Consider the following 23669-nt stretch of genomic DNA (forward strand, 5'->3'; position numbering starts at 1 on the left):
GGGTGGAAGGAACGACCACGGGAACTCACTCCTCCTGTCGGCGCGGCGGCACCCGGGGCAGCACCGGAGCGGTCTCGTCCGGGGCCACCTCGACGGGGACGATGGGGGTGGTGCCCAGCGGCTCGGTCGGCCGGTCGTCCAGGGCGGGTTCCGAGCCCCTCGCCCGCCCGGGCGGCTCCGGCTCGGCGGCCCGGGGGACGGCTCCCTCCCGACCGTCGGAAACCGCCCCGGCGGGGGCTTCCGCCCGCTCGGCTCCGCGTCCCCGCGTCGAACGCCCGCCGGGGACGTAGTGCCGCAGCCCCATGGTGGGTTCCTCGACGAACTTCCACGACAGCGTGCCCACCACGTAGGCCAGCGGAGCCGCGCAGGCCAGCAGCAGCCACTGGTTGCGCACCCCGGCCATCACCAACAGCTGTTGGATGGGGAACCCCCACACGTAGACGCCGTAGCTGCCGTTGACCCACACCGCGGGCACCCGCAGCCACGCGGGCCAGAAGTGGCCGGTCACCACGACCGCGTAGCTGACCGAGAGGGTCATCCAGAACGAGGTGGCCGTGCTCATGGGCATCGCGAACAACGCCACCAGCGCGGCCCCGGCGGCCAGCGGGGACAGCGGGATCCGGTAGAGGTTCAGCACCACCCCGATCGCGAAGGCCACCAGGAAGGCGATCAGCGGTTCCAGCGGAACACTCAGCAGCGAACCGGCACTGTTGGCCCCGGGGTCGTGCTCCAGCCAGCGGTCGACGACCGCGAGCACCACCAGCGCGGCCACGGCCAACCAGCGGGTGCGCACCCGTCCCGCGCCCGACAGCAGCAGCACGAACAGCCCCGCGTAGGCGAGCAGCTCCATCGGCAGTGTCCACAGTGACCCGTTGATCGTGCCGTGCCAGGGGTTGGCGGTGAACACCCCGGGAAGGTGGTGCTCCAGGGTGAGCATCCCGGCGTTGTTCACCACGTACGCCCAGGTGCCGTGCGCGGTGAAGTACTCCCCCACCGCGAGGGTGGTGACCAGCGGACCGATCACCAGCGCGCAGGCCAGCGAGACGGTCAGCATGGGCGGCCACAGCCGCAGCACCCGTTTGACGGCGAACCGCAGCGGATGCGGATCGCGCATCCAGCTCTCGGTGATCTGGAAACCGCTCATGGCGAAGAAACCCATGAGCACCCCGTGGTCGGGCTGCACCGGCCATTCCGGCGGGAACATGTCGTTACCGCTGACCAGTGGATAACTGTGCCCGTAGATCACGATCAGAGCGCCGATCATGCGAATCCAGGCGAAACCGTGGTTCGGTTCCGCGAAATACTCGGGATGCGCGTGATCGACGCGCGGAACGCGCTCGCCCATCCCCGGTGACCTCCGAACACGTGGTAACAGCTCGGAGTAGCCTAACGTCGACGGCGGTTTCGCTGGGCTCAGCGTGCGCGGTTCGACGGATCGTTATCCGGCCACTGCCCCCGTGTGGACGGGAAAGGTGCGAAAATGACTGACGGTCGCGGGGGGACGCGGCCGTGAATCCGGAAAGGGCTCAAGCGGTGACCTGGCAAGACGAGCTGCAACAACTGGACGCGGAACTCGCGGCGGGACGGATATCCGCCGACGAATACCGGCAGCGGCGCGACACCGTGCTCGGACGCGCCCACGCCGAGCAGTCGGAACAGCCGGAGAGCTCCTCGGGTGGGTTCCCGGCGCAACAGCCTGCCTGGCCCCAACAGACCGGCTTTCCCGGACCGGGGCCGGGTGAAAGCGGGCCGCACCAGAGCCCGTTCCCACCGGCCTTCAGCTGGCAACAGTACGGCGAGCAGCCACAACCCGGGACACAACCGCCGCCCCAGCCCCCCGCCGGGGACAGCACCCAGGTGGTCAACGTCAACCAGCCCCCGCAACAGAGCATGCCGCCGCAGGGCCCGGCGAGTCCTCCCCGGGGCTGGCCGAGCTCCGGGCAGTTCCCTCCGGCCGCGGGTGCCGACCAGGGCGCGTGGGGGCAGCAGCCGTGGGGCGGTGAGGCACCGGGGACACCGTGGGGCAACGCGGACCTGCCCCCGGAACACGGGGACACCAGCTGGATGCGCCAAGGTCCCGAGGTCTTCGAGGCGGCGGGCAAGTCCGGCAAGGGCAAGGTCGTCGGTCTCGCCGTCGGTGGCGTGCTGCTGGCCGGGGTCATCGTCGCGGTGGTGTTCTTCGTGCTCTCCGGGCAGGAGGCCGAGACGCCCCCGGTGGCCGAGGGACAGCAGCAGACCACCACCTCGTCCACCCCCACCTCCACCGAGCCCCCGTTGCCGGAACCCCCGGAGGCCAAAGGGCCTCCGCCGAGCCCGGACCAGGTGCTGATCCAGTCCCCCGAGGGCGAGCAACACCCCTACAACGGGGTGATGGGGCCGGCCTCCCTGGAGGGAACTCGTTCCGAGGTGCTGCCCCCTCCGGTGCGGGACTTCGCCCTGGCCAACGGCGTCCGCAACGGCTGGTTCCGGGGAACCGACCCGACGAAGAACCCGATCGGCACGAGCCTGATCGCGGTGAAGATGCCCGACGAGGCCACGGCCGAGCAGCTCACCGCGAAGTACCGGGAGCAGCAGCGGAAACTGGTCCAGCTCGACGACCTGTCCTACCAGGGCGTTCCCGTCTACTCGTCCGGGGAGACCCTGCGTACCGCCTACACCACCCACAGCTGGATGGTGATCATCGAGGTCCGGACCCAACAGGCCCCGCAGGGCGAGGCCCAGAACCTGTTCACGGGCCTGCTGAAGAAGCAGCTCGCGAAGAACCCGCCGACCGTGCGGGAGTGACCCGCACGGTCGATCCCGAAGCGCCGGCGGTGCGGAAGCCGTTTCCACACCGCCGGAGTCAGCCGCTCACCAGACGTTTCAGCTCGGCCAGGGAGACGTCGGGGCCGAACTGGGCGGCCACCCCGGCACGTCCCGCCTCGGAGAGCCGGTTCCACTCCGCGTCGTCGGTGAGCAACCGCACCACGTGCTCGGCCAGCCCGGCTGGCTCGTCGGCGACCAGCACGTCGCGTTCCGGGGCGAGGCGGATGCCCTCCATCGCCACTTCCGTGGCCACCACCGGAACCCCACAGGCCAGGCTCTCGCCGACCTTGCCCTTGACTCCCGCGCCGAAACGCAGCGGCGCCAGGCTCACGCGCGTGCGGTCGTAGAAGGCGGCCAGATCGTCCACCCAACCGTGGACCTCGACCCCCTCGCCCCGCAGGGCGCGGACCTCCTCCGGCGGGTTGCTGCCGACGATGTGCAGCCGCGCCTCCGGGCAGCCGCGCCGCACCAGCGGCATGATCTCCTCGACCGCCCACCGGGCCGCGTCCACGTTGGGCGGATGGTCGAAGCCGCCGACGAACAGCACGTCCCGGCGGTTCTCCGGGCCGTCCGTGTCCTGCCGCACCTCGTGCACATTGGACAGCACGCGCACGTCGGCGTCCTCGACCAGCTCGTTCAACAGCCCGCGCTCGGTCTCCGAGACCACCAGCGTGACGTCACAGCTGCGCACCAGCCCCAGCTCCAGTTCCCGCGAGGCGAAGGCCTTCCGGCGCAGCGCGCCCGCCAGCTCGAAGTCGGACTCGGACTCGGCCACCTCGGCCTGACGCCGCAGACGCACGAAGTGCAGGTCCACCGTGTCGTAGACCACCAGGGCCTGCGGCGCGTTCAACCGGAGCTGCTCCAGCAGACTCCACGCCACCTGCGGGCGGGACAGCAGCACCGTGCTGATCTCCGAGCCCGCCTCGTCCAGGAAGGCCTGCTGCAGGCGCGGCTCGCCCAGCACCGTCACCCCCAGCCGCCGCAACCGGGCGGTGTAGGGCTGCAACTCGGCGTGGTTGTTCGGGAAGAACACCACCCGCGCGCCCAGGGAGACGAGCTGTTCCAACAGCCGCCACATCCGCACCGAGCCGGAGTCGAAGTCGGGACGCGGAACCTGGTGGTCCTTCACCAGCACCAGCGGCCCGAAGTGCCCGTAGGTGCCGCGCTGGCGCGCCAGCCACAGGTTACGGGGGCCCGCCTCGGGAAGATGCTGGGAACGCAGGGTCTGCGACCACTTCTCCACGAAGACCCGGCGGTTCGACTCCTGGTAGCGCTTCAGTCCGGAACCCACGTCCGTGCCGTTGGAGACCCCCTCGTGGTGCACCACGGAGGCCGCGGGCTGCACCACGGTGCGGTACCCGGCCCGTCGCACCGCGAACGCCAGGTCGGTGTCCTCGTAGTAGGCCGGGCTATAGCGGGTGTCGAAACCTCCCAGCTCGGAGAACACCCCGGCGCGCACGAGCAGCGCCGCCCCCGAGCAGTAGTCCACGTCGCGCAGCACGTTGTGCTCGGCCGCCCCGGGGTCGCCGCCACGTCCCAGGTTCCACCCGCTGCCGTCCGACCAGACGATCCCGCCGCACTCCTGCAACCGGCCGTCCGGGTAGACCAGTTTGGCCCCGACCAACCCGATCCGCTCGTCGGAGTCCACGGCCGCCACCAGCTCGTCCAGCCAGGACTCGGTGACCTCGGCGTCGTTGTTCAGGAAGAACAGCAACCTGCCCCGCGCGTGTTCGGCACCCAGGTTGCAGGCCCCCACGAAACCGAGGTTGCTCTCGGTGCGCACCAGCCGAACCCCGCCGCACCGCTCCAGGTACCACGCACTGTCGTCGGGGGAGGCGTCGTCGACGACGATCACCTCGAACGGCACCGAGGACCGGTGCCCGGAGAGGCTGAGCAGGCACCTGCGGGTGTACTCCCACTCGCCGTGCACGGGGATCACGACACTGACGTCCGGCTCGGTGCTGTGGGGAACGTCCACCGGAGCGCCCGGTTCGGCCTGGCGCGCTCCCGCCGGACCACGACCCATGGCGAACTCGTAGACGTCCCGGCGCGCGGTGCCGCGCGGAGCCACCCGCTCCACCACGCGCCGGTATCTGGTGACGGCGCGCTGCACCAGCGCCGAGTTCTGCTCCTCCAGCTCGGCCACCCGACGCCGTGCCGTGTCCAGTTCGGACTCCAGTCCGGAGACGGTCTCACGCAGCCACTCGATGCGGGCCGCCTCCCGCTGCTGTTCCAACCCCAGTTCGTGCAGCCGCTGGTGCAGCCGGTCGCGTTCCCGCTCGGCCTCGTCCGCTCGGCTCTCGGCGGACAGCCGGGCCGACTCCAGTTCGCTGATGCGGTTCTTGAACTCGGCGGCCTCGGCGCGGTTCCTGCGGCAGAGCTCGTTCAGGCGGGCCACGTCGGCCACCGCCTCGTCGCGCTGCCGCACCACCTCGTCGAGTTCGGCCCCCGAGCCCCCGGCGGCCAGTTTGGCGTCGGCGTCCAGCAGCACCGCCGCGGCCGGAACCTGGGGGAGCTGGCGATCCGAGGCCATGCCCAGCAGGTAGGTGTGTCCCACTCCCTGCTCCACCCGCCAGTGCCCGGAGTCCCGCTGCCGCAGCGTCTGCAACCGCACCCCGTCCGCGGCGATGTCCGGCTCCCCCGGCTCGCAGGGCGTGACCAGCGAACCGACCGCGACGTTCTGCTTGAGCAGCGCGGCGTGCCGGAAGGAGTCCTTGAGCAGCGCCTCGAACTGCGGTGCCGCCAGTTCCCTGACGTGGAAAGGATTCTCGTTGCCGTGCTGGTCGTGGTAGACGGCCGTGTCCGGGGTACTCATCAGCAGGAGCCCGCCCGGGGCCAGGGCGGAGCGGATCAGCCGCAGCACCGCGTCGTGGTCGGCGACGTGTTCGATCGCCTCGAAGCACACCACCACGTCGAACGGCGCCTCGTCACTGACCGCCTCCGGGTCGGTCATGGAGCCGATGCGGAAGCGGAGGTTGCGCCCGGCGTGGTTCTCGGTGGCGTGGCGCACCGCGTCCTCGTCGATGTCCACCCCGACCACCTCGGCGGCCCGTTCGGCGAGCATCACCGCCCCGAATCCCTCACCGCTGGCCAGGTCGAGCACGCGCCTGCCACCGACCAGACGCGTGGCGATCGCGTAGCGGTGGTAGTGCTCGTAGATCACCTGCGCGTCGTCGGCCCACGGCACACACCGCTCGCCGGTCCACTCGATCAGCCTGTCCGGACGCCGCGCGTCCCGGTCGCCGTCCTCGCCCATCGTGCCCCCTTGTCGTCACCGAGCACCGACGATTCTGCTCCACCGCGACGGCCGCACGGGTGCCCGTACCGTCAATTCTGCCCAAAATGGCGAAAGTTCTTCCCGACCAGGGGGCTGTTCCCGGGAAGGACGCCCGCCGGGGAGGCGGTGTCGCCGGCGGGCGAGCGCGCGTGGCGGTCAGTCCCCCGAGGTGGCCTCCCGGGACTCCACCCGCCTTCTCCGGCGCCAGAGCACGTGCTCTACGACCACCGAGAGCGCGATCGCCGCCGAACCGCAGACGTTCCACCAGAACAGGGATCCGTCGTGCTCCCCCGACAACCCCGCGATCAGCAGCAACACCGCGGCCAGCAGCCCCGAGACAACGCCGACGACGTGCCGCCGCGCCCCCGCCCGGGGCGGGGGAAGAACCCGGCCTCGCCCAACGAGGTACCGGCGGCGCACGGCGAATTCGTCCTCGTCGCCGCGGAGTCGTTCATCCCGACCTCCCGGTCCCGCCCTCCTGCGGGGCGGCGCGCGGGGCGGAGGCCGCCGTGGGAGCCCACGCCGCCGGACACCGTCCCCCGCGGGGATTCTGCCGCAGCGACGGGGGAAGACGGCAGCGTTTGCGGAGAACGGGCCGTTTCAGCCCTTGACGCAGACCACCTGGCGCAGCCGGGCCACCACCTCCACGAGCGCGGACTGCGCCCCGATGACCGAGTCGATGTCCTTGTAGGCACCGGGGATCTCGTCGAGCACCCCGGTGTCCTTACGGCACTCCACACCGGAGGTCTGGGCGCGCAGGTCGTCCGAGTCGAAGGTCTTCTTGGCCCTGTTGCGGCTCATCCGCCGTCCGGCGCCGTGGGCCGCCGAGTAGAAGGAACGCTCGGAACCGAGACCGCGCACCACATAGGAGCCGGTGCCCATCGAGCCGGGGATCAGGCCGGGGTCCCCGCTTCCCGCGCGGATGGCGCCCTTGCGGGTGACCAGCATGGTCCTGCCGTCGATTGTCTCCTCGGCGACGTAGTTGTGGTGGCAGGAGATCGGCTCCTCGAAGTCCACCCGGCGACCACGGAAGGACTCCCGCAGTGCCCGCTTGACCAGCGCCAGCATGACCTGGCGGTTCAGCCGCGCGTACTCCTGGGCCCAGAACAGGTCGTGGCGGTAGGCCTCCATCTGCGGGGTTCCGGACACGAACACGGCCAGGTCCCGGTCGGGCAGGTCCCGGTTGTGCGGGAGTTCGCGGGCCCGGGCGATGTGACGTTCGGCCAGTTCCTTGCCGATGTTGCGGGAACCGCTGTGCAGCATGATCCACACCGCGTCCGTCTCGTCCAGGCACACCTCGATGAAGTGGTTGCCTCCGCCGAGGGTGCCGAGCTGGCGGCCGGCCTTGGTCTCGCGGTCCCACACTCCCCGGTCCAGGTCACCGAAACTCCGCCACAGCCGGCGCCACCGTTCGGTCGGCACCTCGACCCGCTCGGGATCCACGGGTTCCTTGTGCGCGGCGAACCCCACCGGCACCGCCCGTTCGATGCGGGAGCGGATGCCGCGCAGGTCGGCGGGCAGGTCCTCGGCGCGCAGGCTGGTCTTCACCCCGGCCATCCCGCAGCCGATGTCCACGCCCACGGCGGCGGGGGACACGGCGTCGGGCATGGCGATGACCGAGCCGACGGTGGCTCCCTTGCCCAGGTGTACGTCGGGCATGACCCGCACCCCGTGCACCCAGGGCAGGGCGGAGATGTTGCGCAGCTGGTCCAGGGCGGCGGGCTCGATCTCGTGCTCGGGTGCCCACATGAGGGTGGGTGCCGCCGCCCCGGAGAGGGCGACCGGATAGTTCGTCACGATCGACTCCTGGAACTCGTTTCGGAAAACTCCCGGTGGACGACTCCGGGTGGGCGGAAATCGTGCACCGACCTGTCGAACACCCTGCGCAGGAACGTCCCGAACCGCCGGAGCCCGACGAGGACTTCCCGGCGATTCCAGGATAAGCGTAGTTTCGAACGCCCAGACCGTCGAATTATTTTCACATTTATTCGGCGTTCCCGGCGCCGAACGGGAACCAGGGAACCCGCCCCGGCTACCTGCCCACCGCGTACCCCTGGGCACCCCGCGCGTTGGCCGTTCCCGATTACCTTGTTGATGGCTCCGATCTCGGAGCTCCTGGTCGCCCGGCGTGACCTGACTGTGTCCCCTGTCACGTGCATGATCCGAGGGGGTGTCACCACACCGGGAGACGCCCGTGGACCGCGGAACAAGGACGTGCCCACCGGTTCTCGGATGGTCTGGTCGTAATGTGGGTGTCGGCTGTCAGCGTCGGATCAGCGATCGGGACACAACCACGTCGGGAGTTACGGCGACGACCAGTGGTTTCGACGTGTTCTGCATTGCCCGAACCGGAGCAGCTGATCCGGGGACGTGGTCGGGCCCGTTACAGGTGGCCCCAATTTGTTATAGAACTGCTATTTTTGGGCATTGAACTTTTCACCTGTTTACAGTATTGTAATCAAACTGTTCAAGATGCGAATATTTTTCACGTGGTTACGCTCGCGTCGCAAAGCTCAAGGTCGTGTCAAGGATCGTGTCTGTGTGTCATGCCGTGCTTCGTGACGTAGCGCTCCCCTTTGGCACCGACGGTGTTGGGTAGCCTTCGCTGGCCGAGGCGCGGCGGTGCCCAGAGTTTCCGCAATTCGCGAACGCAGTTGAGAATGGGGAGAAACACATTTTAACGACGGCGAAGTTTCGTAAGCCGGTGATGGCAGTTGCGCCTTTGGCGCTGGGACTCGTATTGGGAGGGATGACACCGACACCCACCATGGCGGCGACTCAGGAGACGCAGGGGTCTGTTTCCACGGCTGCTCACGATGTGGGTGGTTCCTGCTCGCCCCAGGACTCCTCGGCGGGGGCGGCGACCGAGATGACACTGGTTGAGGGCCAGCACGCACGCGACCTGACGAGAGCGGCTTTCGAGGCCGTGAAGAATGGCGAGGTTTCCGTCCAAGCTCCGCAAAGGGCGCTGTCCTGGGATCAGGCCAAGGTCTATAGGGTAGACGCTGAGGAAACGACGTCCACTTCGGTGACGATTCCTGTCGACGGGGACTACAGCCTGGTCAGCAATCTCACGGTTCTCTTCGACGAGAACGGAGACATCGTCCAGTACAGTGAGACGCTCATCAGTGAGAACAAGGAAGGGAACTTCAACATCACGAGTTTCACAGACGGCGTGCTCGTGAACAGCAACGACACAGACCAGCCGTACATGACAGACGAGCAGCTGCAACAAGGGGCGAACAGCGGCGCTGGTAGTTCTGAATCCATGACCGCGATGGGGGTCGGGAGCACGGTCGCCTGTGTCGCCTCAGTACTTGGCGTGAGTGGCGCCACCGGGTATCTCATCGTGAGTGCCTGCACGGGTGCGTGCACGATTCCCGGGGCGGGCACATCGGTGTGTGTCGCGTGCATCGGCGCCTATGCCACCGTCGGTGGCGCGTCAATCACCGCCGTCGCCAGCTGCTTCGGTTAAAGTGAGAATAATGAAACAGACGTGGCTGTTCGTGATCAGCCTAGCCGGAATGGCCGTGTCGGCTGCCGTGTTGATCTTGTTTATCCCGTCGCTGTTCCGCTCTGGCGAACAGGGCAACTTCTGGATCCACGGGGTACTCGCGTGCCTTACCGTGGCCTTCGCGGTGGGAGTACTGTACTGGCGTCCATCGACGTCGAGGCCGGACGGCGGATAGCCCTGGACTTTCCTCACGAAGGTCGTGACAGCGGCTACGGCAATCACACCCGGCCGGTCCTCGGGTGTGATGTGTCGATCCAGCGTGGCCGAGCTGTCGCCAAATAGGCGACGAAGGTCTCGCCCGCGAGAGTAGGGAAGCATTCCGTGTCAACCATCGTGTGGCACGGAATGCTCCGCTCAGTCGGTGCGGGCGGCCAGGGCGGTGTTGACCATGGCGCGATCGAAGGCCTCCGGATCGAAACGGCTGCCGCAGAGTTCACGAGCGCGGCGTCCAGGATGGTGAGCCGATCCTGCGCCAGGTCACCACCCGTTTCGACCTGCCCGCAGACGGCACCGACGCTCACCGGGTGGTCGCTGAGCTGCATGCCGCGGCCGACCGGATCGCTACCGCGCACACCTTCGGTCTGGCGGCCAAGACCGAGGGCCCGGCGTTGTCGACGACCCAGCAGGTGACGGTGCGGCTGCTGGAGATCGACACACCCGAGACCAAACACCCGGACAAACCGGTACAGTGCTACGGCCAAAAGGCCACCGAGCATCTACGGGGACTCGTCTCGGTCGGGGACACCGTGTGGGTCCAGCGCGACGAAGAACTCCCCGACCAGTACGACCGGCACCTGCTCTACCTCTGGACCGAGCAGGGCACGTTCGTCAACCTCGACCAGGTTCGAGGCGGATTCGCGCGAGCGAAGCTGTATCAGCCCAACGACAAGCACTGGGACACGATCCAGTTGCGACCCCTGCCAGGGGCGATGAGGACCGCAGGGGTCGCAACCTTCATAGGTGGAGGAATCCGACTCCTACGCCTATACGTCCTCATCGCCCCTAGGCTGGGTCTCATAAACACTGAGTCCAGGTGCTGGCCACGTTGAGGACGAGAGCGGCCGCACTGTCTCCTTCGGAGTTCCCGACAAGGATCATTACTGGCTGAATTATTTTCGCTTTTGTGTGGGCAACAACCCCGGCGCCGAACGGGAACCACGGAACACGCCCCGGCTACCTGCCCACCGCGTAACCCTGGGCACCCCGCGCGTTGGCCGCCGCACGCAGCAGCCCGCTGTCCGGATCCCGGGCCACCGCCGAGAGCCTGCCCAAGGCCCACGCGCCCGCGTCGACCACGCGGTGCCCACGCCGGGACAGCTCGTCCAACCGCTCCCGCCCCAACCGGGACTCCACCACCAGCCGCCGCGACTGCCAGCCCCGCGGATAGAAGGAGGCGGGAAAAGCCGTGGTGTGCCAGGCCGGGGCGTCGATCGCCGCCTGCAGACCCAATCCCGCGTGCACGTGGGCCAACCAGAAACACAGCTGCCACTGGTCCTGCTGGTCTCCACCCGGAGTGCCGAACGCCAGCACCGCCGCCCCGTCCCGCGAGGCCAACGAGGGACTCAACGTGCTGCGCGGACGCCTGCCCGGAACCAACGAGTTCGGCAGCCCCTCCTGCAACCAGAACATCTGCGCCCGGCTGTTCAGACAGAAACCCAGTTCGGGAATCGTCGGGCAGGACTGCAACCAGCCCCCGGACGGCGTGGCCGAGACCATGTTGCCCCAGCGGTCCACCACGTCCACGTGCACCGTGTCCCCCCGGCCCTGCCCGGTCCACGAGACGGTCGGCTCCCCCAGACCGACCCCGCTGGGATCGGGCGGCGACTCGGCGCCCCGACCCAGGGCCACGTGGTCCGGCAGCACGGGAGTCTTCCCGCCCGGGGAACCCGGACGCAGCTCCGCCGAGGCGGTCTCGCCGATCAGCCCGCGCCGGTGGGCCGCGTACTCCGCCGACAACAGCGCCTCGGCGACACCGGCGGGGGCGGAGTCGCCGTAGTGGGCCTCGCGGTCGGCGAAGGCCAGCTTGGCCGCCTCCACGGCGGTGTGCACCGTCTCCGCCTCGGCGACGCCCTCCCGGTACTCGGGGGTGAACCCCTCCAACAGCCGGAGCTGTTGCAGCAGCACCGGCCCCTGGCACCACGGCCCGAACTTCGCCAGACTCCACCCACCCGGCAGCTCCAGCGTCACCGGATCCTCGTAGTGCGCCGAGAACCGCGCCATGTCCTCGCCGGTGAGCACCCCGGGATGCGCGGAACCGGAGCCGTCCCAGACCGGGGTGCGCACGAAGCGGTCCACCGCCTCGGCGACGAAGCCCCGCGACCAGGCCCGGCGGGCCGCGTCGATCCGTGCCTCACGACCGCCCCCGGCCGCGTTGCCCTCGCGCACCAGCCGCCGCCAGGTACGCGCCAACTCCGGGTTGCGCAGCACCGTGCCCGTTCGCGGAGGCCTGCCGGAGGGCATCCACAGCCGCGCCGAGGAGGGCCAGTGGGTGGCGAACAGTCCGCCGACGGTGGCGATGGTGCTCGCCAGCCGCTCCACCACGGGGAAGCCGTCCGCGGCGTAGCCGACCGCGAAACGCAGCACCCGTTCCAGCTCCATCGTCCCGTGGTCGCGCAGCAGCTTCAGCCAGCCGTCCCAGGCGCCCGGCACGGTGGCGGGCAGCAGCCCGATGCCGGGAATCAGCTCCAGCCCGAAATCCCCGGCGAAACGGTCGATCGTGGCACCGGCGGGGGCGGGTCCCTGCCCGCACAGCGCCCGGGGACGCCCTCCCCGTACGGCGAACAGCGCGGGCAGTTCCCCGGCCGGGCCGTTGAGGTGCGGCTCGACCACCTGCAACACGAAACCGGCCGCCACGGCCGCGTCGAAGGCGTTGCCGCCCTCCTCCAACACCGCCATTCCCGCCGTGGAGGCCAGCCAGTGGGTCGAGGCGACCATCCCGTGGGTGCCGAGCAGCTCGGGGCGCGTGGTGACCATCCACCCCAGCCTAGAAGCGCGACCGGCGAAGATCACGGGAATCCGAACAGGTTTCCGAAGTGAGTACGTCCCGTACGCGCGGGAACGGGCCGTGGTGGGCCAAATTTTAGGCAAAATCGGCCACGGCGGCCCCGGAGGAGAGCCCCGGATACTCCCTCCAACCGAGAACCGGGCCGTACTAGTCTGCCTCCCATGCCGTATCCGACCCCGGATCCACACCGGACCGGAACACTCGACGTCGGCGGCGGGCACCGGATCCACTGGGAGGTTCGCGGCGACCCGGACGGCGAACCGGCCGTGGTGCTGCACGGCGGCCCCGGATCCGGCGCCTCCTGCCGGTGGCAACGGTTCTTCGACCCCGAACGTTACCGGGTCGTGCTGTTCGACCAGCGCGGATGCGGACGCAGCACCCCACACGCGGGCGACACGGTCGCCGCGTTGAACCACAACACCACCGCGCACCTGATCTCCGACCTGGAACGACTACGCGAACACCTGGGCATCGAGCGCTGGCTGCTCTTCGGTGCCTCGTGGGGCAGCACCCTCGGCCTGTCCTACGCCGTGGAACACCCGCAGCGGGTCAGCGAGCTGGTGCTGTGGTCCGTGGTGACCACCCGCGCCCACGAGGTCGCGTGGATGACCCACACCATGGGCCACATCCACCCCCACGAGTTCGCCGAACTGCTGGGCCACCTGCCCGCCGAGCGGCGTGGCGGCAACATCCCGGCGGCCTTCCACGACCTGCTCGTGCACCCCGACCCCGAGATCCACCACACGGCGGCCCGCGCCTGGTGCGCCTGGGAGGACCGCGTGGCCACGCTGAGCGGACCCGTCGAGCGCGGCCCCCGCTACGAGGACCCCCGGTTCCGACTCGGATTCGCCCGGCTGGTGACACACTACTTCGGCAACCACGCCTTCCTGCCCGACGACGGCATCACCGGCCGACTCCACCGCATCGCGCACCTACCCGCCCTCCTGGTGCGCGGACGACTCGACATCGCCTCCCCGCTCAGCGCCGCCGTCGAAGTAGCGGACCACCTGCCGCGTTCCCGACTGCACATCGTGGAGGACGAGTCTCACTCGGCGGGCCCGGAGACGGAGCGGCTGCTGACCGCCACGCTCGACGAAACGGCCTCCCGACGGGACTAGCGCGACCGGGCGGCACCGGGCCCGAACCCGTGACGGAACGCGGCCGGTCCGACTAGGCTCGACCACTGTGGAACAGCGACGTCTGGGCAACTCCGGCCTCGTGGTCAGCGCCATCGGCCTGGGATGCAACAACCTGGGCAGACCGGGGACCACGACCGAGTCCCCCGACGGAGTCCAGGCCGTGGTGGACCGGGCGCTGGAGTCGGGAATCACCTTCTTCGACGTGGCCGACGTGTACGGAGCACCCCGGGGACGCAGCGAGGAGCTGCTGGGCAAAGCCCTCAACGGCCGTCGCGAGCACGCGGTCATCGCCACGAAGTTCGGCATGGACATGCAGGGGGCCAACGGCCCCGACTTCTCCGCGCGGGCCTCGCGACGCTACGTACGACGCGCGGTGGAGTCCTCGTTACGTCGGCTCGACACCGACTGGATCGACCTGTACCAGCTGCACCGCCCCGACCCGCTGACCCCGCTGGAAGAAACACTGTCCGTGTTGGACGACCTGGTGCACGAGGGCAAGGTCCGCTACGTCGGACACTGCAACCTCGCCGGCTGGCAGACGGTCGACGCGGCCTGGACCGCCTCGAACGCCGGGCTGACCGCCCCCGTGTCGGCCCAGATCCACTACTCCCTGCTGGAACGGGAGGCCGAACGGGAGGTCGTGCCCGCCTGCGCCAAGTTCGGGGTGGGACTCATCCCGTACTTCCCACTGGCCAACGGGCTGCTGACCGGCAAGTACCGCCAGGGGCAGGCACCTCCGGAGGGCAGCAGGCTGTCCGGGCGGGAGCGTCTGCTCGCCGACGCGCCCTGGGAACGCATCGAACGGCTGCGCGGCTTCGCCGAACAACGCGGCATCTCCATGCTGGCCACGGCCCTGGGATGGCTCGCCGCCCAACCCACGGTCGGTTCCGTGATCAGCGGGGCCACCACCCCGGAACAGGTGGAGAGCAACGCCATGGCCGGCCAGTGGCGGCCCACCCGCGAGGACCTGGACGAGATCGACGCGATCAGCCCACCCGCCCTGCACTGAAAGCCTCGCCCTCCTCCGCCGAGTCCGCGGCCAACCACGCTGCGGCGGGCTCCCGAACCACGGAGATTCCCTTACTCACCGAACGGACAGTAGGCTACGGCGCGATCCGCGAGGAACGTGAGGAGGACACATGCTGGCCAGGCAGACAGCCGCCATCGTCACCGGAGGTGCCTCCGGACTCGGCGCGGCCACCGCGCGCAGGCTGGCCTCCGACGGGGCCCGGGTGTTCGCCGTGGACCTGCCGGAGGCCGTGCGGGCCGCCGAGGAGGTGGAGGGGGTCACCCTCGTGGCGGCCGACGTCACCGACGCCGAGCAGGTGCGGGCCGCCGTGGACCGGGCGAGTTCGGCGGAGGTGCCGCTGCGCGTGGTGGTGAACTGCGCGGGCATCGGCCCCTCCGCGCGGATAGCCGGACGCAGGGGACCCCACGACCTCGACATGTTCCGCAAGGTCGTCGAGGTCAACCTGGTCGGCACGTTCAACATGCTGCGGCTGGCCGCGGCGGCCATCGGCGAGACCGAGGCCGACGAGCAGGGCCAACGCGGCGTGGTGGTCAACACCGCCTCCATCGCCGCCTACGACGGCCAGATCGGCCAGGCCGCCTACGCGGCCTCCAAGGGTGGGGTGGCCAGCCTGACCCTGCCCGCCGCCCGGGACCTGGCCTCGCTCGGCATCCGGGTCATGACGATCGCCCCGGGGATCGTGGACACTCCGATGCTGGCCACGGTGGACGAGGAGATCCGGGCCGGGCTGGCCGAGGGGGTTCCGTTCCCCAAGCGTCTCGGCACCCCCGAGGACTACGCCCGGCTGGTGTCCGGCATCGTCGAGCACGACTACCTGAACGGGGAGGTCATCCGCATGGACGGTGCGCTGCGGATGGCGCCCAAGTAACCGGGCGGCGCGGGCGGGGTCCGGCCGGGTGGCCGGACCCCGCCCGTGGACGCAGGACTGCGGCCCCTCCGTCGGTGGTGCACGATGCTGCCGAGGAAGCACGTGAGGGGTGTGTGATGACGCGGACGATGAAGGCCGTGCAGTACCGCCGGGTGGGCGACAGCCCCGAGGTCGTCGAGGTGGACGTGCCCGAACCCGGGCCGGGCCAGGTGCTGGTCAAGGTGGACGCCGCCGGGATGTGCCACTCGGACATCGCGGTGATGAGCTTCTCGGCCGAGGAGTTCCCCTACCCGCTGCCGCTGACCCTGGGCCACGAGGGGGCGGGCACCATCAGCGCGTTCGGCCCCGGAACCCACCGGTACTCCGAGGGGGACCGGGTGGCGGTGTACGGACCGTGGGGCTGCGGGCTGTGCCGCATGTGCGCCTACGGCGAGGAGAACTACTGCCGCCAGGCCGAGCGGCTGGGCATCCGCCCACCGGGACTGGGCGCGCCGGGAGCCATGGCCGAGTACCTGCTGGTCGACGACGAACGGCACCTGGTGCCGCTGCACGGCCTGGACCCGGTGGAGGCCGCCCCGCTCACCGACGCGGCGCTCACCCCCTACCACGCGATCAAGAAGTCCCTGCCGAAACTGGTTCCCGGCAGTACCGCCGTGGTGATCGGCGCGGGCGGGCTCGGACACGTGGGTATCCAGCTGCTGCGCGCCCTGAGCCCGGCGCGGGTGGTGGCGCTGGACATCAACGACCAGAAGATGGAACTGGCCCGCAGCGTGGGCGCGCACCGGACCGTGCGTTCCGACGAGAACGCCCCCGGGCAGATTCGCGAGCTCACCTCGGGACACGGGGCCGAGGCGGTGTTCGACTTCGTGGGCAGCACGGCCACCACCCGCATCGCGGCCCGCTCGGTCACCACCGAGGGTGACCTCACGATCGTGGGAATCGGCGGGGGTTCGGTTCCGGTCGGCTTCGGCACCCTTCCCTTCGAGGTGGCGGTCTCCGCCCCCTACTGGGGCAGCCGGGGGGAACTGCTGGAGGTGCTGGAACTCGCCCGCAGCGGCGAGGTGCGGGTGCACGTGGACTCCTTCCCGCTGGAGGAGACCCCCGAGATCTACGAACGGTTCCACCGCGGGGAGATCCCCGGGCGAGCCGTGATCGTGCCGTAGGGGCGCACCGCCGTGACGCTCGCCCCCGAGGGGGGTGTCCGAGTCACGCACCGGAGTTCGGACAGTGTGAATCGGGCGCCGCCCCGTCGAGAACCGGCCATGCCGGAAACCCCTCGGAGCGGGCGGCCTCCCGGGGGGGTCAGATATCCCCGGTGTGGGGGATCTCCAGCACCGCCTCGGAACTCATCCACCGCCGGATGGCCAGCGTGGCCCGCACGTCGTCCTCGTTGTACTCCAACAGCCGGTCACGCTGCGCCGGATCCGGCCGCCCGCCGCGGAAACCGACCGCGTCCCGGTACCAGCGCATCGAGTTCTCCCCGCCGGCCTCGGCGTCCCGCCAGGCGAAACCCGCGTTCGGGGCGATCACCTTCAGCCCCTTCCCGTGGGGGCACAGGAACTGGTCCCGCACCATCGCGAACACGTCCACCCACTCCCGGGACTCGACGAAGCGGCGCACCTCCTCCACCGGGGGAATCCCGGGCTTGCCTGCGAAACGCTCCGCCGAACTCAGCATCCACCTGTTCTCGGCCAGCTCGTTGTAGCAGTAGGCCCGGAAGGTGAGCCCGTGCTCGTGGGCGGCCCGGCGCAGGGCGGTGAACCACCCCCAGAACTCGGCGAAGGAGCGGGCCTCGTCGTCGGAGGGCAGGGGGTCCCAGGTCACGAACCCCCGGTAGCCGGGTTCGGTGCCCAGCAGCGCGGCCGGGTCCCCGTCCCGCCGCCTCCCCGGCTCGTCGCGGGCGGGGTAGGACACCAGGGTTCCCCACAGGTAGGCCCCGGAGTCGGCGTAGCTCTCCATGTCCACGTCGACCTCGACATCCCCCCGCGGGATGCCCACCTCCGACACCCGCCGCACCAGGGAGAGACCACGCAGCCAGGCCCGGGCCAGCAGCACCGCCTCGGTGAGACGCTTGGGCGACAGCGGCGGGGTCCGGAAGTCCGCGACGGTGAGCGCGGCCAGCTCGTCCACCCGGTGCACCCCGTGACGTCGCAGCCGCACCGCGTCCTCACCGCGCACCACGAGGCTCACGTCGCGGGAGGAACGCAGTTGGGGCTCGCACACCGGCCACCAGGGGCAGCCCTTGCACTCCAGCACACGACTCGGCTGGGCCAGCGCCTGCCTGCCCTCGGCCGCCGCCCGCGCGACGGCCAGGCGGTCGGAGAACCGCTCGTCGTACTCCCCGAGCACGCTGCGCCCACCCGACCAGGTGGGGCTTTCGAGGTCGTGCCAGACCACGACCTCGGCGTCGGAGCCGATGCTTCCGCCCCACAGGCGTCCGGCGGGCCGCATCCCGCACGCCTGTAACAGGCGCACGGCGTGGGCCAGCCGTAACAGGTCCCGCGCCTGCGAACGCGCCTTGCGCCGGGGGTCGTATCCGGCCGCCTCCGGGGTGGGCTCGGTGATCGGGGAGGTTCGGGCGCCCTTGCCGGGATCGGCGACCTTGTGACGCACCACGAGCACCGGCACGTAGCCGGTGCCGCTGCGCACCAGCAGCTCCACCTCGCCCTCACGGCCCCCGTGAACATCCCTGGGCAGCCGAGCGCCGGAGATGTAGTCGAGCCCGTCGCGCATCGCGGCGAGCGTGGCGGCCTCGCGCTCCTCGGCGGAGTCCTCCCGAGGGATCTCCGTCCAGCCGTCCCCGAGGGACTGACCGAGTCTGCGGGCCACTTCCCTGCGGTACTCGGCTGCGTCGGCGATGCGCTGTTCCGAGCCGGGATCCGCCGGGGCGCGGGGGACGTCGACCATCTCCGGGTCGTTGTCGAGATGCACGCGGCGGCGACAGCGCGTCACCACGCTGCCGTCCAACAGCACCTCGGAAGCCACGGAAGCAGGGTATGTCCTCATCCTGCCGAGTAACTCCATCACCCCGGTGAGAGATACGACATGTCCGATCCGACACGGGAGCCCCACCGGCGAGTGACCGCCGTGGTGTCCGGGCACGGACTCCTGGGACACCCGGACGCGAGAGTACGCCCATCCCGCGACGGCCCCGGCACGGCCACGCCGAGGCGCGTCCGAAACACCCGCGACCACACGACGTGTCCGGCGGGTCGTGTCGCCGTAGCGATCGGCCGTGGTAGTGCCTAGACTGATCCGCGCAGCACAGCCACACCGAGTCGGCCCGGAGGTGTTCGCCGTCATGGCAGGTTCCCAGCGGAGGAAACACACGGCCGATACAACCCGGGCGGAGCGCCGCGCTCGTCGCGCGCAACGACGCGAGGAACGCGGTCGGCGCCGGGAGGAACGCAGGACCGCCAAGGCCGCGCGGAAGGGCGAACACGGGCGTCTCACCCCGGGCAACGCCAAGAAGGTGGTGGGCGTGACCAGGATCGTCGGTCCCGTGGTGGCCCCCTACCTCGCGCGGGCCGCCGCCACGGCGCGGGAGGGCTACGAGAGGTTCCGGGCCCGCAGGCTCGGGGTGGCCGTGGAGGACGTGTCCCGTTTCACCGGACGCGGGGCCGCGCTGCACGCCCGGATCGCCGGCGACGCCACCGCGCTGGAGAACCTGCTGGCCAGCCGGGGCGGGACCGAGGACGAGGAGTCCGTGCGGAGTTTCGTGGAGTCCTCCCGGCAGCGTCTGAACGAGCTGTCCGGGGTGGTGCGGGCGGCCGAGCGGATGCCCGCCGCCAGGCGCCGCGCCGCCCACCGGGCGGTGGACGGCGAGTTGGGCAGGATCGAGGACGACCTGCTGCGGCGTTTCGGGGTGCGTGCCTGAGGAGTTTCCGTCCGGGGTCGGCTCACCGGTTCTTCGGGGGCAGCGCCGTGTCCTCCCGCAGCGCCTCCCACAGTTCCTCCGCCTCGGACTTCTTCGGGACCAGCCGGTTCGGCCGCGTCGAGGAGGCGGTCACGGGCAGGGTGCGGAAGTCGACCCGTTCCGGGGAGATCCCCCGCAGCGACCGGGTCAGGGACAGCAACGCCCCCAAGGAGGCCAGTTCCTCGTCGGTGGTCAGGGAGCTGGTGGCCGTGTCGAGCACGCGGTGCAGCCGTACCGGGTCGGTCAGCAGCCCCGTCCTGTCGACCTGACGCAGCAGGGCCTTCAGGAACTTCTGCTGGAGCTCGATCCGGGCCAGGTCGCTGCCGTTGCCCACCCCGTGGCGAGTACGCACCAGCCCCAGCGCCTGTTCCCCGGTGAGCCGCTGGGTTCCGGCGGGCAGGTCGAGACCGGCGTAGGGGTCCTCGATGGGCTCGGACAGGGTGATCCGCACTCCGCCCAGGGTGTCCACCAGCTTCTCGAAACCGGCGAAGTCCACGGCCACGGCGTGGTCCAGACGCAGGTCACCCAGCTTTTCCACCGTGGCCACGGTGCAGACCAGCCCGCCCCGCGCGTAGGCGGAGTTGAACATGACGTCGCGGGCCGGTGGGATCGCCTCCTGGTCCTGACCGGGACATTCGGGGCGGTCGACGAGCGTGTCCCTGGGGATGCTGACCACGGCCGCCTTCCGCCTGCCCTCGGCCAGGTGCACCACCATGGCGGTGTCGGAGCGTCGTCCCGCGACGTCGCCGTACTCCCCGTTCGCGCCCGCGCGGGAGTCCGAGCCGAGCAGCAGGATGTTCAACGCCTCCGAGGGGTTCTCCGGCGGACGGTCGGAGGACAGCCACCCGTCGACGTCCACCGAGGTGATGTTGCCGTCCAGTTCCCGGTAGACCAGCGCCCCCGACAAGGCCAGCACCAGCAGCAGGGCGAGCCCGCCCCGCAGCACCCACCGGCTCGGCGGACTCCTTCTTCTCCCTCCGGCGGGGGGCTGGGAGGAGTCGCCGGAGCCTCCGGCCTCCGAGCGGGCCGGGCGTGTGCTCCTCTCCCGCTGATGCCCGGAGGTCGCCCCCATCAGGCTCCCCTCCGGCGCGGCCTCCGGAACACGGTCGGGCCGGTCGCGGGTGGGTCACCGTGACCGCTTTCGGCGGTTGCGCTCCGGCGGCACGTCGGCGAGAGGTTCGGCATAGCGTTCGGCCCCCGATGGTTCGACGTGACCACTGTCACTTCCCACCAGTAGGGGATACCCCCCGGAGCGGGGTTTCAATCCGGCGTTCCCGGCGGGAGCCTCCTCCCCGAGGATTTCCCGAGAGGAACTCGTATACTGTCCGGGAAACCGGGACCACCGTCCGGAGCAGCCGGGGCCGATCCCGGCGACGAAACCTCCGCAGCGGCGGATCCGGCGTGTTCCGTGACATATCCCGGCGGAGACAGTACGCTGCCACTCGCACACCGAACGCCGCGTCGGATACGACGGACAACGGAACGCGTATCGCATCGCACGAACGAATTCCGCGATGCGAAAAGAAAGCTCGTGTCGCCGAACGGTCACTTCGCGTCGGTGAGTTGTCCGAATTCGGCCCGACCGAACGTCGCCCACCCCCGGTCCCAGCGGGATCGAGGACTCACCGGTACGGCGTCCACCGCACCGTGAAGTCACGCTCACGCATGGAACGCAACCTCGTGCGCAGCTCGCCCGCCAGGGAGGGGTTGCTGCTCAGCACCGGCAGCACACTGACGGTGATCTTGAGCTCCCGCAGGTCACGCAACACCGGAAAGCCCTCCCAGGCCACCACGTCGAAACCGTAGGCCGCCACGAGCTGGCGATAGGCCTCGGGAGAACGCCCCAGACGCAGGTAGCCCACCGCCATCGGGGTCAGGTCCCACTCCGGAGGACCGGCACACAGCGAGTCGAAGTCGCACAGCACCGGCCCCTCGGGGCCGATGATGACGTTGCCCAGATGCGCGTCCCCGTGCACGGTGCCCCGGGGCAGGGCGAACTCCAGCTCCTCCAGACGCCGTTCCACGGAGTCGCAGTGCCGTTTCAGGAAGTCCCGGTCCCGCGGGTCGAGCTCGTGCTCGCCCTCCGCGAGACGCCTGCGGGCGTCAGCGACCGGCTGCCACTCCCCCACCGAGGGCGGGATCTCCAGGGCGTGCAGGGAACGCAGCAGCGTCCCCAGGTCGTAACCGGTCGGCGGTGTCCCCGTGTCCGGAACCTCCTCCCACACGGTGGCCACGTAGCCCCCGGCTCGCACCGGTTGACGCAGGCCGGGCAGCAGCCGCACGGAGGGCATCCCCCGCTCGGTGAGCCACCGTGCGGCCTCGACCACGTTGTCCGCCCGGTAGGCCAGCGAGGACGTGAGCACCACACGCACCACCACGGGGGCGGTGCGCAGCAGGAAGACCCCGTTGTTGACGAAACGCAGCAGTTTCGCCCCGCGCGGGTCCAGCCCCGCCGCGGCACACACCTCGTCCAGGGCCTTGCCCAGTTCACGCGGAACCTCGGGCTCTCGGGCGGAGTCGGGCGGAAAAGTCATGTTCGCCGATGTCATGGGCTGTCTGCTGCGGAGTGATCGCGCTCTCGGCGCGCGGTCGGGTCGTTCACCGGAGCTGATCAAATCGAACGGTTCTCCCGGAACACACGGACCTGCTCGGAGAACTCGCGGGCCTCCGCGTTCCTGACGTGCTTGGCGGCCTCCCGCTCCAGCGGAAGCAGCCGGTCCGGAACACGTGCCGACTTCACCTGCGCACCGATGTCGAGCGCCCGTCTGCCGACCTTGATCCCCTGTTGGACGTCGCCGGCCCTGATGTGGTTCGTGGCCTGCATGCCCAGCACGAAGACGTGGCTGCGCTGCATGTCGACGTCGTACCTCTCGTTCGACTTGATCGTCTCGGCCACCGCCAGCGGCGCGTGGCGGTCCGGTTCGTGTTCGGCCATCGCGTCGTGGACCGAGCCGAGCGCCGCGTGCAGGTCGGTCTCGTTGAAGAACCGCACCCAGTCCGGCGCCTCGTCCAACCTGGCCCTGGCGAACTCGTCCTTGGTCCTGCCCAGCATCTTCGCCACCTGGTCGGGCCTATTCAGCATTCCGTAGGCCCATCCCTCGTTGGCGCACATGACGGCGACCGTCAACGACGAGCCCGACTCCTGGGCCGCGATCTGTCCCAGCTGGAACAGCTTCAACGCCTCGTTCGGCTGGTGGTAGTGCAGGTAGACCCGCCCCATCCGGTAGAGCACGTTGGCCACCAGGCTGTCGTCACCGGCCTGTCTGGCGAACTGCAACGCCTGCCCGAAGTGGCCGCGTGCCGGGTCCATCAACCCCATGTCGAACGAGGTCCACCCCGCCAGGCTGTGCATGTCGGCCAGCGAGGTGAACAACTGCTGTTTGACCTGATCCGTGCAACTGGCGTGCAGCAGTTGCTTCGCCCAGTGCAGCTGGGCCACGACGGCGTCACGGCAAGTCCCCCCGCCGTAACGATAGTCCAGGTCGCGCAACGCCTTGGTCGCCGCCTGAATCTGCTGAACGTCGGCCATACCGATACGCGAGGGCGCGGGAGTCTGCGCATTGGCCGTCAGCCAGTCCCCCTCCTCCGCGCCGAGGACGGAAGCCCCCATAGCAACCGCCGCGGCATGGGACAGAAACTTCCGACGCTTCACCGTCTCGTCCTCCTCAGCCGGGGAGTCGCCGTCATCCGAATCGGCGACTCTCACTGCCGTCGCCCCGTCATAGGCGAGGCCCATGTACCCCCTTGGGACGCCGAGACCGTCAGCGATGCGGGCCAGCACGTCATAGGCGATGACCTGCCTGCCCTTGAGGATCTCCGAAACCTCGGACTGCGACTGACCGGTGGCCGCGGCGATCTGACGCTGGGACACACCGTGCTTGCGCAGCAGCTTGTAGATGTCGCTGATGTTCCGACTCGCCAGCGCTTCCCTCATCTCCCGTCCATCCCAGACCTCGGGTGTAACGAGAGAGCCGCTCGAACCGATGGTGTTCATTCGAAGACCCCTCCACGCTTCTCGGGCGTCGGCCGCAGACTAAGGCTCCGCGCAGAAGACGGTGAAGCGGACACTGTGGCCGGTGATCGGTACGACCGAACTCCACGAACCGCTCATCGCGC

The 23669-nt window shown here is 69.9% G+C and carries 17 protein-coding genes; 8 read left to right on the top strand and 9 right to left on the bottom strand.

Going from position 1 to position 23669, the window contains the following annotated elements; genetic code table 11:
• Positions 1-25: 25 nt before the first annotated feature.
• The gene (locus tag ACTMO_RS0117985) at positions 26-1345 is read right to left on the bottom strand and encodes an acyltransferase family protein (RefSeq protein ID WP_019856071.1); all 1320 of its coding nucleotides are present in this window, start codon (positions 1343-1345) and stop codon (positions 26-28) included.
• Positions 1346-1533: 188 nt separating this feature from the next.
• On the opposite strand from ACTMO_RS0117985, the gene ACTMO_RS0117990 reads away from it, so the two are divergent.
• Positions 1534-2784, top strand: a complete 1251-nt coding sequence (locus ACTMO_RS0117990) for a DUF1707 domain-containing protein (RefSeq protein ID WP_019856072.1) — start codon at positions 1534-1536, stop codon at positions 2782-2784.
• 58 nt (positions 2785-2842) lie between these two features.
• Here the strand turns inward: ACTMO_RS0117990 and ACTMO_RS0117995 are convergent, their stop codons facing one another.
• From ACTMO_RS0117995 to ACTMO_RS0118005, 3 genes are all read right to left on the bottom strand, one after another.
• A complete protein-coding gene (locus ACTMO_RS0117995) occupies positions 2843-6061 on the bottom strand; it encodes a glycosyltransferase (protein ID WP_019856073.1) in 3219 nt (1072 codons plus the stop codon).
• A 177-nt stretch (positions 6062-6238) separates the two neighbouring features.
• On the bottom strand, positions 6239-6502 hold the full coding sequence (locus ACTMO_RS23155; RefSeq protein WP_019856074.1) for a hypothetical protein: 264 nt from the start codon (positions 6500-6502) through the stop codon (positions 6239-6241).
• 180 nt (positions 6503-6682) lie between these two features.
• Positions 6683-7831, bottom strand: coding sequence for an RtcB family protein (locus tag ACTMO_RS0118005; RefSeq protein ID WP_051099365.1), 1149 nt, complete (start codon positions 7829-7831; stop codon positions 6683-6685).
• Positions 7832-8951: 1120 nt separating this feature from the next.
• Here ACTMO_RS0118005 and ACTMO_RS21440 point away from each other — a divergent pair.
• Positions 8952-9557 (top strand): hypothetical protein, encoded by a 606-nt coding sequence (locus ACTMO_RS21440; protein WP_157062950.1) that lies wholly within the window; start codon positions 8952-8954, stop codon positions 9555-9557.
• A gap of 563 nt (positions 9558-10120) precedes the next feature.
• A complete protein-coding gene (locus tag ACTMO_RS22070; RefSeq protein ID WP_019856079.1) occupies positions 10121-10645 on the top strand; it encodes a thermonuclease family protein in 525 nt (174 codons plus the stop codon).
• Between the two features lie 124 nt (positions 10646-10769).
• On the opposite strand, the gene ACTMO_RS0118030 is transcribed toward ACTMO_RS22070, so the two are convergent.
• Positions 10770-12569, bottom strand: a complete 1800-nt coding sequence (locus ACTMO_RS0118030) for a gamma-glutamyltransferase family protein (RefSeq protein ID WP_019856080.1) — start codon at positions 12567-12569, stop codon at positions 10770-10772.
• 192 nt (positions 12570-12761) lie between these two features.
• Here ACTMO_RS0118030 and pip point away from each other — a divergent pair, with 192 nt between their 5' ends.
• The 4 genes from pip to ACTMO_RS0118050 all read left to right on the top strand — a co-directional run bounded on the left by pip (position 12762) and on the right by ACTMO_RS0118050 (position 16800).
• Positions 12762-13718, top strand: coding sequence for a prolyl aminopeptidase (gene pip, locus ACTMO_RS0118035; protein WP_019856081.1), 957 nt, complete (start codon positions 12762-12764; stop codon positions 13716-13718).
• 67 nt (positions 13719-13785) lie between these two features.
• Entirely contained in the window at positions 13786-14748 is a 963-nt protein-coding gene (locus ACTMO_RS0118040; protein ID WP_019856082.1) for an aldo/keto reductase, read from the top strand.
• A 130-nt stretch (positions 14749-14878) separates the two neighbouring features.
• The gene (locus ACTMO_RS0118045; RefSeq protein ID WP_019856083.1) at positions 14879-15637 is read left to right on the top strand and encodes an SDR family NAD(P)-dependent oxidoreductase; all 759 of its coding nucleotides are present in this window, start codon (positions 14879-14881) and stop codon (positions 15635-15637) included.
• Positions 15638-15765: 128 nt separating this feature from the next.
• Positions 15766-16800 (top strand): alcohol dehydrogenase catalytic domain-containing protein, encoded by a 1035-nt coding sequence (locus tag ACTMO_RS0118050; protein ID WP_026449372.1) that lies wholly within the window; start codon positions 15766-15768, stop codon positions 16798-16800.
• A 139-nt stretch (positions 16801-16939) separates the two neighbouring features.
• Here ACTMO_RS0118050 and ACTMO_RS0118055 read toward each other — a convergent pair whose 3' ends face one another.
• Positions 16940-18622, bottom strand: a complete 1683-nt coding sequence (locus ACTMO_RS0118055; RefSeq protein WP_019856085.1) for a TM0106 family RecB-like putative nuclease — start codon at positions 18620-18622, stop codon at positions 16940-16942.
• 316 nt (positions 18623-18938) lie between these two features.
• On the opposite strand from ACTMO_RS0118055, the gene ACTMO_RS21450 reads away from it, so the two are divergent.
• Positions 18939-19514 carry a DUF6474 family protein gene (locus ACTMO_RS21450; protein WP_019856086.1) on the top strand — a complete coding sequence of 192 codons (576 nt, stop codon included), beginning with the start codon at positions 18939-18941 and terminating at the stop codon, positions 19512-19514.
• A gap of 22 nt (positions 19515-19536) precedes the next feature.
• On the opposite strand, the gene ACTMO_RS21455 is transcribed toward ACTMO_RS21450, so the two are convergent.
• The 3 genes from ACTMO_RS21455 to ACTMO_RS0118075 all read right to left on the bottom strand — a co-directional run bounded on the left by ACTMO_RS21455 (position 19537) and on the right by ACTMO_RS0118075 (position 23547).
• A complete protein-coding gene (locus tag ACTMO_RS21455) occupies positions 19537-20625 on the bottom strand; it encodes an LCP family protein (RefSeq protein ID WP_051099116.1) in 1089 nt (362 codons plus the stop codon).
• 550 nt (positions 20626-21175) lie between these two features.
• Positions 21176-22087 (bottom strand): phosphotransferase enzyme family protein, encoded by a 912-nt coding sequence (locus ACTMO_RS0118070; protein WP_051099368.1) that lies wholly within the window; start codon positions 22085-22087, stop codon positions 21176-21178.
• Between the two features lie 77 nt (positions 22088-22164).
• Complete coding sequence (locus tag ACTMO_RS0118075; RefSeq protein WP_019856089.1) at positions 22165-23547, bottom strand: NsdA family TPR-like regulatory protein; 1383 nt, start codon at positions 23545-23547, stop codon at positions 22165-22167.
• Positions 23548-23669: the final 122 nt, after the last annotated feature.

It is taken from the genome of Actinopolyspora mortivallis DSM 44261 (genome assembly GCF_000384035.1).
GTDB classification, from domain to species: domain Bacteria; phylum Actinomycetota; class Actinomycetes; order Mycobacteriales; family Pseudonocardiaceae; genus Actinopolyspora; species Actinopolyspora mortivallis.